Origin of the sequence: Lachnobacterium bovis DSM 14045 (assembly GCF_900107245.1) — a bacterium.
Classification (GTDB): domain Bacteria; phylum Bacillota; class Clostridia; order Lachnospirales; family Lachnospiraceae; genus Roseburia; species Roseburia bovis.
In genome coordinates this window covers 1-14,045 of sequence record NZ_FNPG01000004.1, presented here as the reverse complement: position 1 = coordinate 14,045, position 14,045 = coordinate 1, and the positions used below count along the sequence as shown (strand labels likewise).

At 32.1% G+C, this 14,045-nt stretch carries 13 protein-coding genes and 1 pseudogene; 4 read left to right on the top strand and 10 right to left on the bottom strand.

Annotated features, from left to right (window positions below; genetic code table 11):
- Positions 1-189 precede the first annotated feature (189 nt).
- The 5 genes from feoB to hcp form a co-directional block, all read right to left on the bottom strand.
- On the bottom strand, positions 190-2,385 hold the full coding sequence (gene feoB / locus BLV79_RS00080; RefSeq protein ID WP_074714749.1) for a ferrous iron transport protein B: 2,196 nt from the start codon (positions 2,383-2,385) through the stop codon (positions 190-192).
- A 173-nt stretch (positions 2,386-2,558) separates the two neighbouring features.
- Positions 2,559-2,783 carry a FeoA family protein gene (locus BLV79_RS00075; RefSeq protein WP_074714747.1) on the bottom strand — a complete coding sequence of 75 codons (225 nt, stop codon included), beginning with the start codon at positions 2,781-2,783 and terminating at the stop codon, positions 2,559-2,561.
- A gap of 29 nt (positions 2,784-2,812) precedes the next feature.
- Positions 2,813-3,022 carry a FeoA family protein gene (locus tag BLV79_RS00070; protein WP_074714745.1) on the bottom strand — a complete coding sequence of 70 codons (210 nt, stop codon included), beginning with the start codon at positions 3,020-3,022 and terminating at the stop codon, positions 2,813-2,815.
- Positions 3,023-3,275: 253 nt separating this feature from the next.
- On the bottom strand, positions 3,276-4,457 hold the full coding sequence (locus tag BLV79_RS00065; protein ID WP_074714744.1) for an IS110 family RNA-guided transposase: 1,182 nt from the start codon (positions 4,455-4,457) through the stop codon (positions 3,276-3,278).
- A gap of 146 nt (positions 4,458-4,603) precedes the next feature.
- On the bottom strand, positions 4,604-6,199 hold the full coding sequence (gene hcp, locus BLV79_RS00060; protein ID WP_200795861.1) for a hydroxylamine reductase: 1,596 nt from the start codon (positions 6,197-6,199) through the stop codon (positions 4,604-4,606).
- Positions 6,200-6,364: 165 nt separating this feature from the next.
- On the opposite strand from hcp, the gene BLV79_RS00055 reads away from it, so the two are divergent.
- Positions 6,365-7,033 carry a Crp/Fnr family transcriptional regulator gene (locus BLV79_RS00055; RefSeq protein WP_074714742.1) on the top strand — a complete coding sequence of 223 codons (669 nt, stop codon included), beginning with the start codon at positions 6,365-6,367 and terminating at the stop codon, positions 7,031-7,033.
- 41 nt (positions 7,034-7,074) lie between these two features.
- Here the strand turns inward: BLV79_RS00055 and BLV79_RS00050 are convergent, their stop codons facing one another.
- Both BLV79_RS00050 and BLV79_RS00045 read right to left on the bottom strand, forming a co-directional pair.
- Entirely contained in the window at positions 7,075-7,617 is a 543-nt protein-coding gene (locus tag BLV79_RS00050; RefSeq protein WP_074714740.1) for an ankyrin repeat domain-containing protein, read from the bottom strand.
- A gap of 198 nt (positions 7,618-7,815) precedes the next feature.
- Positions 7,816-8,409: a group II intron maturase-specific domain-containing protein gene (locus tag BLV79_RS00045; protein WP_074714738.1), complete on the bottom strand. Its 594-nt coding sequence runs from the start codon at positions 8,407-8,409 to the stop codon at positions 7,816-7,818.
- A gap of 80 nt (positions 8,410-8,489) precedes the next feature.
- Here BLV79_RS00045 and BLV79_RS13130 point away from each other — a divergent pair, with 80 nt between their 5' ends.
- Together BLV79_RS13130 and BLV79_RS13125 are read left to right on the top strand one after the other, a co-directional pair.
- Positions 8,490-9,329 (top strand): transposase, encoded by an 840-nt coding sequence (locus BLV79_RS13130; protein ID WP_083354379.1) that lies wholly within the window; start codon positions 8,490-8,492, stop codon positions 9,327-9,329.
- The gene (locus tag BLV79_RS13125; protein WP_200795859.1) at positions 9,299-9,784 is read left to right on the top strand and encodes a transposase; all 486 of its coding nucleotides are present in this window, start codon (positions 9,299-9,301) and stop codon (positions 9,782-9,784) included. Before BLV79_RS13130 ends, BLV79_RS13125 begins: the two co-directional genes overlap by 31 nt.
- Positions 9,785-10,044: 260 nt before the next feature.
- Here the strand turns inward: BLV79_RS13125 and BLV79_RS00035 are convergent, their stop codons facing one another.
- From BLV79_RS00035 to ltrA, 3 genes are all read right to left on the bottom strand, one after another.
- A complete protein-coding gene (locus BLV79_RS00035) occupies positions 10,045-11,496 on the bottom strand; it encodes a glycoside hydrolase family protein (RefSeq protein ID WP_074714737.1) in 1,452 nt (483 codons plus the stop codon).
- A gap of 334 nt (positions 11,497-11,830) precedes the next feature.
- Positions 11,831-12,220: a group II intron maturase-specific domain-containing protein gene (locus BLV79_RS13215; RefSeq protein ID WP_074714735.1), complete on the bottom strand. Its 390-nt coding sequence runs from the start codon at positions 12,218-12,220 to the stop codon at positions 11,831-11,833.
- Complete coding sequence (ltrA, locus tag BLV79_RS00025) at positions 12,186-13,193, bottom strand: group II intron reverse transcriptase/maturase (RefSeq protein WP_330389887.1); 1,008 nt, start codon at positions 13,191-13,193, stop codon at positions 12,186-12,188. The genes BLV79_RS13215 and ltrA overlap by 35 nt, the downstream gene beginning before the upstream one ends.
- A 623-nt stretch (positions 13,194-13,816) precedes the next feature.
- Between ltrA and BLV79_RS00020 the strand changes: the two are divergent.
- Positions 13,817-14,045 (top strand): annotated as a pseudogene (locus tag BLV79_RS00020) (helix-turn-helix domain-containing protein); the annotation flags it as partial.

Sequence of the window (14,045 nt, the reverse complement as noted above, 5' to 3'; positions counted from 1 at the left end):
CAATGTGACGAAATACACATATTGATAGTCAATTTGCTGTAAATATAATAATTTTTTCGTAATTTCAACCATTGCATTTATATTGTTTTAAAAAATAAGAGTTCTTATCCTTGATAAAACTCAAGATAAGAACTCTTGTTATGAAAATATATAATTTATAGCTTAATAATATATTGCAAGAAAAATGTTTTATTTAGCAAGTGATTTTGTTTTTACTGTAAGTTCGTTACTTTCTTTATATGGTCTAAATAATAAGTAAATGAAACAAGCTACTAAAGCAACTGCTACAACTGTTCCAAATCCAAAGCTTACATTACCTGTGAAAATTCCACCTAACTGATAGATTACTAATGCGACAGCATATGCTAAACAACACTGATAACCAATTGCAAAGAAGAACCACTTTGTGTTGTTCATCTCACGTTTTATAGCACCCATAGCTGCAAAACATGGAGCACATAATAAGTTAAATACTAAATATGCAAAACCTGCAACTGCTGGAATTGAAGCAGCTAACTGGTTCCAATAATCTGCACCTGCTTCACTCTTTAAATCTGCAATTCCATATGTCATACCAATAGTTGCGATAACATTCTCTTTAGCTACCAAACCTGTAAGTGCGGCTACAGCCATTCTCCAATTACCAAATCCAAGTGGTTTGAAAATAAAAGCAAATACTGAACCAATTCTTGCTAAAATCGACCCATCAATTTGTTCTGCTTCAAGCATTCCCCAATGACCTTTTGAATCCCAACCAAATGACTGAGTAAACCAAATAAAAATTGTTGAAAGAAGAATAATTGTCCCAGCCTTTTTAATGAATGACCATCCTCTTTCTCCCATTGATCTAAACACATTTCCTACAGTTGGCATATGATACGCTGGTAATTCCATTACGAATGGTGCTGGATCACCTGCAAACATTTTTGTCTTTTTAAGTATAATACCTGAGCAAACAATAGCAGCAATTCCAATAAAGTACGCACTTACTGAAACAAGTGCACTATTATGGAAAAATGCTCCAGCGATTAAAGCTATAATTGGCAACTTGGCACTACATGGAATAAATGTTGTAGTCATAATTGTCATACGACGATCTCTTTCATTTTCGATTGTTCTTGACGCCATAACAGCAGGGACACCACAACCTGAGCCAATTAACATTGGAATAAATGATTTACCAGATAAACCAAATTTTCTGAAAATTCTATCCATAATAAATGCGACTCTTGACATATATCCACATGATTCTAATAATGCTAGGAAGAAGAACAATAGCATAATTTGAGGCACAAAACCTAATACTGAACAAACACCTTGTACAATACCGTCATTTATAAGACCTGCTAACCAAGAAGCACAACCTGATTTATCTAAAAGTTCTCCTATAAAGCCATGTACACCAGGAATATGTGGTCCAAAGTGTAACAAATTCCAACCATCATCTCCTAAAAAGCAATCATTTGTCCAATCCGTCATTGGTGAGCCAAACTTAGTTACGGAAACTCCATATACAATGTACATAATTACTGCAAAAATTGGTAACGCCAAAAATCTATTCGTTACAATTCTATCTATTTTGTCAGAAACAGATTCTTTTCTACTGTTAGATTTTTTTACACAACTTCCAATTATAGATGAAATATATTCATATCTTTCATTAGTAATAATACTTTCTGTATCATCGTCAAACTTTTCCTCTAAGGTACTAATTTCTTTTTCCACATTCGGAGTACTAGAAATTAAATCATTTATCTTACTATCTCTTTCTAGTAATTTAATAGCAAAGAATCTTTTTTGTTCTTGTGCTACTCCATTTGGAAGTTTGTTAATAACTTCATCTATTTCTTTTTCAACATCATCTGCAAATCTATGCGTCAAAGTATTTTTTTGTTGTTTTTCAGCAATTTTAACTACCACATCTGCTGCTTCTTTAATTCCCTCATTTTTCAAAGCTGAAATGGTAACTACTTCACAACCTAAATTTTTAGATAAATTATCTACATTGATTATATCGCCTTTTTTCTCTACAACGTCCATCATATTAACTGCCATAACAACAGGAATTCCTAATTCAATAAGCTGTGTTGTTAAATACAAGTTACGTTCAATGTTAGCTCCATCAATGATATTAAGGATTGCATCTGGTTTCTCATTAATCAAATAATTTCGAGCCACAACTTCTTCAAGAGTATATGGTGACAAGGAATAAATACCTGGTAAATCAATTATCTCTACGTCCTTGTGTCTCTTAAGCTTTCCTTCTTTTTTTTCAACTGTAACACCTGGCCAGTTTCCAACATACTGATTTGAGCCTGTTAATAAATTGAATAATGTGGTCTTACCACAGTTAGGATTTCCTGCTAATGCAATTTTTAAAGCCATCCTACTAATCTCCTTACATTTTATTTTAATAAATTATTATCTGTTGTATAATTTGTCTTGTGTTTTATTTATATTTATATATTTTACTTTTATTCCCACTATAATTGTCATCTTAATATGGCAAAAAAAATTATTTTATCTTTGCCTCATCTAAAATTCAAAAAATTATACAATTAGTCTTCTAACAGTACCATTTCAGCGTCATTTTTTCTAACTGATAACTCATAACCTCTAATAGTTATTTCAATAGGATCTCCAAGTGGTGCAACTTTTCTTACATATATGCCAGTGCCTTTTGTTAACCCCATGTCCATAATTCTTCTCTTCACTGGGCCTTCTCCAGTAATTCTCTTTACTTTGACATTTTCTCCAATGCCAACATCTCTTAATGTTCTCATTTAAAAGCTCCTTTTTATATTTAAATTAATTAAACAATAATTTTATTTGCCATGTCTTTACCCAATGCAACTCTCGCATCCTTAACATTTACTATAAGATTGCCCTCTATTTTAGAAACAACCGAAACTTTTCCTCCTTGAACAAATCCAAGCTTGTTTAAGAATTTTTTAGTTTCATTTTTTCCACCAATTCGAACTATTTCATATTCCGAACCTACATCAACCATCGTTAAAGGCATACTCATCCCTCTTTTCTATTGATTCTAATTTGTGTTATAAGTTTTTATCTGCTGTTAGTATAATCTAATATTTGTAATATGTCAATGACATTTAGAATATTTTTATTATTTTTTTCGTCTATCTTTCCTTAAACTTATATATTCTTTACTTAGTATATATATGTATAATATTTTATAAATATATTTAACACGATGTAAGTTAATATAATTTTTTTATATGATTTTAACTAAAATTTGTCATTCGTTGTTTTTATTATTTTTTAATTCTTCTCATATACTCTTCATTATTTCTTTCTAAATGATATATTATTCTTACTAATTTTTTTGCGGCATGAGATATTGCAACATTATAATGCTTTCCTTCTGCTCTCTTTTTTGCTAAATATTCACTAAAAACAGGATCCCATTGACAAACAAATTTCGTTGAATTAAAGATTGCATATCTAAGATATTTTGAGCCTCTTTTTTCCATATGAGCATAAGAAGATTGTTCTATTTGTCCCGATTGATACGTAGATGGTGATAAACCTGCATAAGCCAAAATTTTATCTGATGAACTAAATCTCGAAAAATCCCCTATTTCAGCCAAAATCATAGCTCCTAATCTGTAATTAATTCCTGGGATTGTTAAAATCGGAGAGTTTAATTTATCCATAATGATTTTAATTTTTTCTTCTGTTTCTTTTATATGCATTTCAAGTTCTTCAATTAATTTTATTGTGTGTTGAAGTTCTAAAGATTTTACAGGCATATTTAATCCAATAGATTTTCTTGCTGTTTCTCTTATTTTTAGTGCTGTTTCTTTTTCATAATGTCCTCTTGAATTTGTAGAAAGAATATTCGTTAATTTAGTGATATGAGCATTAGCAATTGATGATACATCTGGATATTGCAAAAGCATTGCATATATTGAAGCACTATGAATCGTTGGAACTATTTTTTCTAATTCAGGAAATAAGATACAAATCAATCTTGAAACTGATGTTTTTAATTTTGCTCTTTCCTTTACCTTTTCATATCTATAACGTGTTAATAATTTAAGATCATCATTTATAAAATTCAAATCCGTATATGATTTTAAATTCACATTAGACATAAGCATAGAAACTATCGTACAAGCGTCTACTTTATCCGTTTTTGTTAGTCTAAGGCTCATACTTTTCCTATACAAATTCGTATGCAATGGATTTATAACATACACAACCATATTCTGTTTGAGCAAAAATGAAATTAGATTGTACCCATAATGTCCAGTAGCTTCAAGTCCAACCTGTATATCTTCGTTTTGAATGTTAAATTTTAGAATTGTCGTATAAAGCTTTCTAAAACCTTCTAAATTGTTTGATATGGTAAAAACTTCTATATATTCACCATTTGTTTTTTTTATAAAGCAATCATGTTTATCTTTTGCTACATCAATTCCTACATATACCATATAATCCACCTCATAAAAACAAAAAATGCTGTGGTTGTAACCTTATTTTAACCATCAAAGTGGTAGGAGGAGTTCAACAATCCACAGCACTATCAAATAGCCCGACACTAGAACGTTGAGAACGGCTATTGATTCTATATTTTTTCTTATTTAGTTAATGCTTTTCGTAAGTCCTCTTCTGGAGTACTAATTGGTGCAATATTATAATTTTCAACTAATATATTCAATACATTCTTTGAAATAAATGCTGGAATAGTTGGTCCTAATAAAATATTCTTTATTCCAAGATGCAATAAACTTAATAATATGCACACAGCTTTTTGTTCATACCAAGAAATATTTAAAGTTAACGGCAGTTCATTTACACCACAGCCAAATGCATTTGCAAGAGCTACCGCCACTTGAATTGCACTATAAGCATCATTACACTGTCCCATATCCATAATTCTTGGGAGCCCTTCAATTTCGCCTAAATTTAAATCATTAAATCGATATTTTCCACAAGCGAGTGTCAAAATTACTGTATCTTTTGGAGTAGCTTTAACAAATTCGGTATAATAATTTCTGCCGACTTTTGCCCCGTCACATCCTCCTACTAAGAAGAAATGTTTAATTTTCCCTGCTTTAACAGCATCAATAACCTTATCTACGACAGATATGACAGTATCATGACCAAAGCCTGTAATCACCTCATGTCCACCATTAATACCAGTAAACTCCATATCTTTTTCATATCCACCCAACTCAAGAGCTTTATTGATTACTGGAGTAAAATCTTTCTCCTCTCCAATATGAATCATTTGAGGATATGATACAACTTCTGTCGTAAATACTCGATCAGCATAACTATCTTTAACTGGCATCAAACAGTTTGTTGTAAAAAGAAATGCTCCTGGTACATTTGCAAATTCTTTTTGCTGATTTTGCCAAGCAGTTCCGAAATTTCCTTTAAGATGTTCATATTTTCTTAATTCAGGATAACCATGTGCTGGAAGCATCTCTCCATGCGTATAAATATTGATTCCTTTGTCTTTTGTTTGTTCCAAAAGAAGTTTTAAATCGTTTAAATCATGACCTGTAACTACAATAAATGGTCCTTTTTCCACTGTTAATGACACTTTTGCCGGTTGAGGTTTACCAAAAGTAGATGTATTTGCCTTATCCAACAATGCCATACATTTTAAATTGATTTCTCCTGTTTTCATAACAGTTTTTAAAAGATTATCTAGCGAATTATCTTTACTTAATTCACATAATGCTTCTATAAAGAATTTATTCACTTCATCATCTCTATAATTAATTACCCAAGCATGATAAGCATATGCAGCCATACCCTTTATTCCAAATAAAATAAGTGATTTAAGTGATCTAATATCTTCATTAGCATACCAGATTTTCTTCATATCATAGGCTTGTGCTTCTTCTACTTTACTCTCTCTTGCAACTTCTTTTCTTAAATTTTTTACTTTTTCTATCATTATTTCCAATGTTTCATCATTAAAATTAACATTTGTAATAGTAGTAAAAAGTCCCTCTAAAACTGTTTTTATAACTTCGTCTGAGATATTATCTTCTAAATCTTTACCTTGATTTACTGTCAAAGCTAATGCTATTAAATCACCTACTAAATTATCTTGTAGTTCAGCTGTCTTTGATGATTTTCCACATACTCCTACACTACTCGTACATCCAGAGCATCTTGCAGTTTGTTCACATTGAAAACAAAACATTTTATTATCCATTTTTTAATCTCCTTTAATAATTTTTGTAACTTGTTTAAGCTCTCAATGTAGTGTATTATTTTTTTTATAACATTTCTGTTGTAAGTACAACAAACAATTAGTTCTTCAGCCGATAATATCATATAGTATATCGATTGAAAAAATAAATATCAAAAGGAGAATCAAATGGAAAAATACTTACCTTTGTTAAAAAATACAACACTTTTTTCAGGTATTTCAGTAGATGAAATAAAAAATATGTTAGGTTGTTTATCAGCTAGAATAGCTAAATATTCAAAAAATGAATTTATTTTACGTTCTGGTGATAATATACATCAGATCGGTATCATATTAAGCGGAACGGCAATGGTAATACGAGAAGATTATTGGGGAAATCGCACAATTATAACAGAATTGACTCCAGGAATAATTTTTGGAGAATCTTATGCAGCTATATCTTATATGCCAGCCGAATCAAGTGTCGTTGCAAATGAAGAATGTCAAATTATGTTTTTGAATATTAAAAAAATTATTACTGTTTGTTCATCTGTATGTTCATATCACTCAAGACTTATTCAAAACATGCTTACGACTATTGCTAAAAAAAATATTAATCTTACACAAAAAATCGATTTTATGTCAAAAAAAACTATAAGAGAAAAATTGCTTGCTTATTTGTCTGTAGAATCGAATAAAGCAAAAAATCCATCTTTCACCATTCCATTTAATCGTCAACAGTTGGCTGATTATCTTTCTGTTGACAGGAGTGCTCTCTCAAACGAAATAAGCAAGCTACAAAACGAAGGAATTTTGACATCCTCTAGGAATCATTTTATCCTCCATCAAATTCAATAACACTCTATATTGAATACTTTTTATTGCATATTGCTGCTAAATCATACAAACAGTCCTTGTATGCTTTTGTAACCTTTAGCAGCTTCTTTGTTTTTTAAATCTTTTAAATCTAAGCCATTAAAAACCATTATTTTTGCAATAGATAAGTACCTGCTACGAACAATTGGTGAATTGTCTTTTTGTTTTGCTAAACTTATTACATGACAAAAGAGATTGTCTTCTATATATTCCTCTTTTGTTTCTAATCCCTCTAATGTGTCTGATTTTTTTTCACAATTTTCATCCCTTACTAGACGTTTACAAATAATATTAGGATTAGCTCCATGATCAATCAATATTTTTACAGCATTTAAATTCCCATCTATTGCTGCAATACACAAAGGTGTGCATCCATATATATCTTGTTTTTCTGGATTTGCACCTTCTCTAAGCATAACCCTAATTCCTACCAAATTATCTTTTTTTACTAAAATATGCAGAGCTGTTTGTTGTTTTTCATTATCATTTTTATCTAAATCTACACCTGCTTCTTTTAATCCCTTAATTTTTTCAATTAATTCTAACTCCCTATATAAATCCCCCATGATATACTCCTTCCTTTTAACCATTTTACAATATATATGTTTTTCGATAATTTCTGGCAATTTATAAAGAGATAATCGGGTAGGAGGTAGATAATTATTTTATCTACCGACCTCCCAGTCGAGTAAGTAAGAGGATTTTCACCTCAAACTTCTCACAGAACCGTACGTGAAGGTCTCCCTTCATACGGCTCTTATCATTTAACAATACGAATACATTTTGCTCCAGTGTGCAAACAATCTTGGCTCTCGTTTTCTTACAGACGTGAGCCATTTTTCTGCCCGTCTTCTATGCCCACGAAGGTTCTTATATTTACACATTGCCCATTTTACTAGCCTACGTTCTATACATTGAAGTGTATATTTCATGGCTGATGGATTGAATTTCCCAAAATAATTAATCCAGCCTCTTCGCATAGGGTTTAGGATTTCCGCAATTATGTCGATTTTGCATCCAGTTCTCTTATGAATTTCTAGAGATTTAATTTTGTCTCTGAATGTCTTAGCTGACACTTTGCTGACTGATGCGATAAAGTTTGAACGCATTTTCCCATCCTTACACATGATGTGTACAGCCTTGAAAGTATAGCCAAGAAAATCAAACTCTGTTACGTCTTCATCCTTTGTTCTGTCCTTATCTTTACAATACACAATTCTAGTTTTGGTCGGATGTAATTCAAGTTTACATTCTGCAAATCTTTTAGCCAGACACTCTTTTATGTAAAGAGCCGCTTCTTTTGTTTTGCAGTGTACCACACCATCATCTGCATATAATATGCTTGACAAATATTTCATAGTGTGCGGATTTTTTGCTAATTACTTAGCAAAAAATCCCTTGTGATTAAGTACATTCTTTTTTTCACAGGAGGAACCGCATGAAATATTTAAAACCTAACACACTACGTAGAAATTTATTTGATTCTATTGATCAAGTTTTACTTAACAAAGCATCTTATGTAAAAAATCCTACTGACCACTCTAGAACGCGTAAGCTTTCTTTTAAAGCTACTATTAACTCAATTCTCCAAATGTCTGGAGGTAGTATAAACAACGAACTCTTATCCTTTTTCAACTGTTCAGATACTACTCCAACTGCTTTTGAGGATATCTTCAAATTCTTTACCAACAGTTCAAATCCTAATGCAACATACAAGAGCTACCGCGTTTTAGCTATTGATGGTTCTGATTTACACGTACCAACTAATCCTAAAGACAAAAATTCTTATTTTCCTAGAATAAATGATCAAAGGCCTTATAACCTTTTACATTTAAATGCCCTATACGATGTATGTGGCAAAATATATGTTGATACCATCATTCAGAAAAGTCGTAATTCAAATGAAAACCAGGCTCTCATTGACATGGTTGATCGTAATGCAGGCACTATGGATACTCTTATTATTGCTGATAGAGGATACGAATCCTATAATGCACTTGCTCACATACAAGAAAAAGGGGGGAAATTCCTTTTTCGAGTCAAAGATGCTACTAGTAGCGGCGGTATAGCTAATGGTCTTGATTTGCCACAAGACAATGAATACGACATTTTTATCAATCTACATTTGTCTGCTGGAAGAACTAAAGATCACTGGAAACTTTACAAAATAAAAACACCTATAAACGTATATCTCATCCCGAAAACCTTGATTTTTTCATCAATCCTACAGGTGAGCGCAATGTTCTTATGTTTTATCATCTTCCTTTTAGAATTCTAAAAATTAAGCTCGGCGAAGATACCTATGAAACAATCATTACAAATTTACCTGCCGAAACATTTTCGCTTTCTGAAATTAAAAAGCTATACTCTATGCGCTGGGGAATAGAAACTTCTTTTAGAGACCTTAAATATCCACTTGGTCTATTAAATTTTCACGCCCGCAAGACAGATTTAATCTATCAAGAAATATATGCACACCTTTTGCTTTATAATTTTGTATCTTTAATAATGAGTAGTCATAAACTAGAATGCTTGACACGAAAACATAATTATAAATCTAGTTTTTCAATAGCAATTCATGCATCTAGACTATTTATCAAGAGAAAGATTAGTTGCAAAACAATCAAAAATCTTTTGTCTAAATATTTGACACCTATTCGTCCAAACAGAAAGGCAATCCGACGCAAGAAGAAAAATCGTTCTGTTATGAGTTTTAATTATAGATTGTCTTAATTCAACTAATACATATCTGCAACAGGCAGGGAGTATATTCCTGCCTATTTTGCATGCCCAAAAATATTTTTTCCATACAATCATCTTCCTTACCATCATTAAAAACTTTGATTTTTGTAAGAAATACTCTAAAGTTAATGACATTGCATTAGAAACGTGCGCCGCAAGGCGCACACTATAAAAACCCCAACGCCATTTTATTCTGACGTTGGGGAAGTTTTGCGATGTATTGTATTACTTGCTTGTATCTTATCTATACCTTAATTTTTTCTATATATTTCCATACCACTAAATTTCACAGAATCATTTTTTGTGTAGAGATATACATTTTTTCCTGTTACTCCGTGTAATCTAACTGTTAACGCTGCTATTTTATCAATATAAAATACGCCTGTTGAACCATCATTAATATATGTGAATGAATATTTTTTGCCTGGTTTTAATGGAGCATTTACTTTAGTTATAAGCTTCTTACCATTTTCATAATTCAACTCTAATGTATTATCCTTTGGATTAATTGTAATTAACTTATTTTGATTTGCATCGTCGCTATATCCAAAACTCAAGCCAAAATTACCAAGTGATTTATATGAAAATGATCCTCTTATCATATATGTTTCTGATGTCTGTGTAAAATGATTAAATTTACTTCTTTGTCCAGCTTTTAATGTACTAACATAATTTTTTACTGGTGCTAAATATAAACTTCCATCTGAATTTACCTTCAACTGCTGCACAACAAGATTGCCAGCCCATGCATTTACATCCATTGATGTTGTTTGATCTGAACGTCTTGACCAACCAACCATGTATGTATTCTTACCATCTTCAACATGTTTTGCTGCGTAGAATAGTTTACCTTCTAATCTCTTTGGCTCACTATATGGTCCAAATTGAGAATCTGATGAAGCATACCACAATGTATCATCCTGTGCAGAATAAGTAATATACCAACGATTACCCAATTTGAATGTATCTGTACATTCTAGATTCCAAAATACTCCAGTAGGTTCTGTAAATATAATTCCATCATATTTAACTTCTTTCAAGTTTTCGCTAATTGAATATTTCAAAATTCTCGCAACACCGTCTTTTGATGCTGTAACTGTCATCGATAATTTTTTAGTTTTTTTATCGTAATACACCTGAGGATCTCTGAAATCATTCTTTTGATGAATATCTTCTGGTGGTGTAACTTCAAACTTTTTATCTTTCTTTAAATCTGTAAGATTATTTCCTTTTGCAACACGTATTGTCTCTTTAAAGCCTGTTGCATCTGTATTAGCATGTGCTGTATAAAAGTATAAATACTCATTTTTAACTTTTACCATTGATCCTGTGCCAATCCATTCTTCCTGTCCTATTCCCTCTGTTTCAATAATTGGTTTTTTATATTCCTCATAATTCACAAAATCCTTAGTAGTAGCTAAATAAATTGAGTGTCTAAAACTATCTCCTCCATCTTTTAAGTAGTACATATAGTACTTTCCATTCTCATAATAAGGCATTGGATCTCCGACAAATGATTTAATTCCATTTTGATCCACTGGTTTAAAAAACATCTTATTTCCATAATTTGCCTCTTGTTGATCTGGTGTCATTTGAGCGAAGTCATTAGCCTGTGAAGCTTTAACTATATTAAAGCTTCCTGTAATGATAAAAGATGATGCAAGCCCTAATGACAAAACAGCCTTCATAATTTTTTTACTCATTTCATTTTCCCCTTCCTTAAACCTTTTTGATTTCTTTTTATTACCTTTCCATTTACCTTAAATATATAATAGTGCATTTGCACTATTATGTCAACATTTTTGTGTGCATTTACATCATTTTAGCAACTATAATTTTTACATTTGCATCATCGAATTGATTTTTTAACCAATTTCCATTGTATACCACCTTTTATTTGTTAAGAATAACCAACCAGCATTGTTTTATAGCTTATATTTTTTCTTAATAAATAATTAATCGGGTAGGAGGTAGATAATTATTTTATCTACCGACCTCCCACAGCACCGTACGTACGGTTCCGTATACGGCGCTTCTCTAGTTTTCACATATTTTCAAATAAAACTCCGTGAATGTTGGGTATCCTAGTTCATGGAGTTTCTTGTTGTTAAACGCAGTCTGTAATATAAAATAACTACCACAATACCAGTTGCCATTTCGCATGTTTGCGCATATCCACGCTTTTTCTTCTTCCACGCCTAACTTTTTGAGTTCCTTGAATTTTGTTTTAACCTTCTTCCATTGTTTCCAGTAGATTGTCCTTATCTTATGCCTTAGCCATTCATCTGTTTCTTGAAGTAGCTTCTTCATATCCGCCAATCCAAAGTAGTTTACCCATCCTCTTATAAATTGAGTTAGTTTTAATGCACGATATTCATTTCCCCATCCATTGCTACGTTTTGTTAATTCTCGGATTTTTTCCTTCATCCATCTTTACGATAGATTTTGGATGAACTCTAAATCTGCATTTGCCTCGATACCTATAAAAGCTATAACCAAGGTACTTAACTCTGCTGATATGTTCCACACACGTTTTATTTCTGTTCACCTTCAAGAAAAGTTTCCCTTCAATAAATGGTATGATGTTTTCCAAGGTTCTTTCTGCACTTTTCTTGCTTTTGCAGAAAATCATACAGTCGTCTGCATAACGAACAAATCGGTGTCCCCTATGCTTTAATTCCTTGTCTAATTCATTCAGCATTATGTTACTGAGCAATGGGCTTAGCGGTCCACCTTGTGGCATTCCTACTTCTGTCTTTTCAAATATCCCTCTGCTAATCACTCCAGCATTGAGATATTTGTGGATTAGTGAAATGACTCTTCCATCCTTGATGGTTCGTGATAATACTTCAATAAGTTTACTCTGACATACTGTATCAAAGAATTTCTCCAAATCCATATCTACCACGTATACATATCCGTCATTAACATTTGCCTGGCATTGCTTTAGTGCATCATGAGCACCTCTACGTGGGCTAAAGCCAAAACTATTTTCTGAAAACTGCTCCTCATAAATAGGTGAAAGTACCTGTGTAATTGCCTGTTGAAAGACGCGGTCTACAACTGTTGGTACTCCAAGTTTTCTGAACTCGCCTTTTGTTTCTTTTGGTATTTCTACCCTTCGGACAGGATTAGGTTTATATTTCCCTTCCAATAACTGTTGTTTAAGTTGCTTTCCATTGTTTTTGAGAAAAGACAGAAGTTCATCTACTTTCATCCCATCAACTCCTCCTGCTCCTTTGTTTGATTTTACCTTCTTAAATGCTTGATTTAGATTGTCGTTAGATAAAATCTTTTCCAACAGCTTGTCCGTTTGAAAATCTGTGATGATGTCGTTGTTTTCAGTAATCCTCTGATGGGCGGACACTTCTGCATACTCTCCCTGTTCCGCAGATACCATTTGCAGATAGTCCTCAATATGAAGTTGTCTGTCCTTAAATCCATCATTGGTTACATTCATTTACTCACATCTCCTAAAGTTCAGTCCTTCCCACCGTGTTTGCAACCACAATGGTACTATGACCTCTGCTGACTTCTTGCCATTCGTTGTTACTACAAGTTTCATACTCTGTTTCCACTTGCTGACAAGACCTCCCTTGGTACCACACATTTCTTTCTCTCCATATATCTGCCACATTTACTACAGTTAATTCCGAGTAGTTATTGGACTTCAGTTTGTAATGCAACCTTATCCTTAACTATAGCCTGATGTGATTTCTGTTCGTCAGACCAGAGATTTGCCTCCACCTTCCTTCAGATTCCACCTCACGATGGACACCCTACTACAATGTAATTGTTGGATATATAAAATATTTATCATTCAGTTTTCCAACTTCATTATTAAGCTAAAATGAGAGGGTAAATGGTTTATCGGGGACACCCTTGGGCTATAACGCCCGTTACGCAAGACTGATATCCATCCTCTCGTTGCAGCGTATAAAGTTATACTTATTTATGTACAAAAAATATTAAATAAAAATGTACAAATGATATGATATATGAGTTAAACAGGAGGAACTCACAATGATTATAAAATCAGATATCATATCAGATTTAAAGATTGAATCAGTTAATGATTTATATAAATTAAAACCATTTATGGAGGAAGGCATTTTGAAAGTAAATAAAAGCCAAATAAGCAGAGAATTAGGTATAGATCGTAGAACCGTAGATAAATATATTAATGGATTTGAAAAATCAAAAACCCGTAAATGTAATAACTGTATTACACCTTTTTATGATGTAATTAAAG

Excerpts from the sequence above, each read along its gene's own strand:
- feoB (WP_074714749.1), bottom strand. The coding sequence starts at position 2,385 with ATGGCTTTAAAAATTGCATTAGCAGGAAATCCTAACTGTGGTAAGACC.
- BLV79_RS00075 (WP_074714747.1), bottom strand. The coding sequence starts at position 2,783 with ATGAGAACATTAAGAGATGTTGGCATTGGAGAAAATGTCAAAGTAAAG.
- BLV79_RS00070 (WP_074714745.1), bottom strand. The coding sequence starts at position 3,022 with ATGCCTTTAACGATGGTTGATGTAGGTTCGGAATATGAAATAGTTCGA.
- BLV79_RS00065 (WP_074714744.1), bottom strand. The coding sequence starts at position 4,457 with ATGGTATATGTAGGAATTGATGTAGCAAAAGATAAACATGATTGCTTT.
- hcp (WP_200795861.1), bottom strand. The coding sequence starts at position 6,199 with ATGGATAATAAAATGTTTTGTTTTCAATGTGAACAAACTGCAAGATGC.
- BLV79_RS00055 (WP_074714742.1), top strand. The coding sequence starts at position 6,365 with ATGGAAAAATACTTACCTTTGTTAAAAAATACAACACTTTTTTCAGGT.
- BLV79_RS00050 (WP_074714740.1), bottom strand. The coding sequence starts at position 7,617 with ATGGGGGATTTATATAGGGAGTTAGAATTAATTGAAAAAATTAAGGGA.
- BLV79_RS00045 (WP_074714738.1), bottom strand. The coding sequence starts at position 8,409 with ATGAAATATTTGTCAAGCATATTATATGCAGATGATGGTGTGGTACAC.
- BLV79_RS13130 (WP_083354379.1), top strand. The coding sequence starts at position 8,490 with ATGAAATATTTAAAACCTAACACACTACGTAGAAATTTATTTGATTCT.
- BLV79_RS13125 (WP_200795859.1), top strand. The coding sequence starts at position 9,299 with ATGTTTTATCATCTTCCTTTTAGAATTCTAAAAATTAAGCTCGGCGAA.
- BLV79_RS00035 (WP_074714737.1), bottom strand. The coding sequence starts at position 11,496 with ATGAGTAAAAAAATTATGAAGGCTGTTTTGTCATTAGGGCTTGCATCA.
- BLV79_RS13215 (WP_074714735.1), bottom strand. The coding sequence starts at position 12,220 with ATGAAGGAAAAAATCCGAGAATTAACAAAACGTAGCAATGGATGGGGA.
- ltrA (WP_330389887.1), bottom strand. The coding sequence starts at position 13,193 with ATGGTATCTGCGGAACAGGGAGAGTATGCAGAAGTGTCCGCCCATCAG.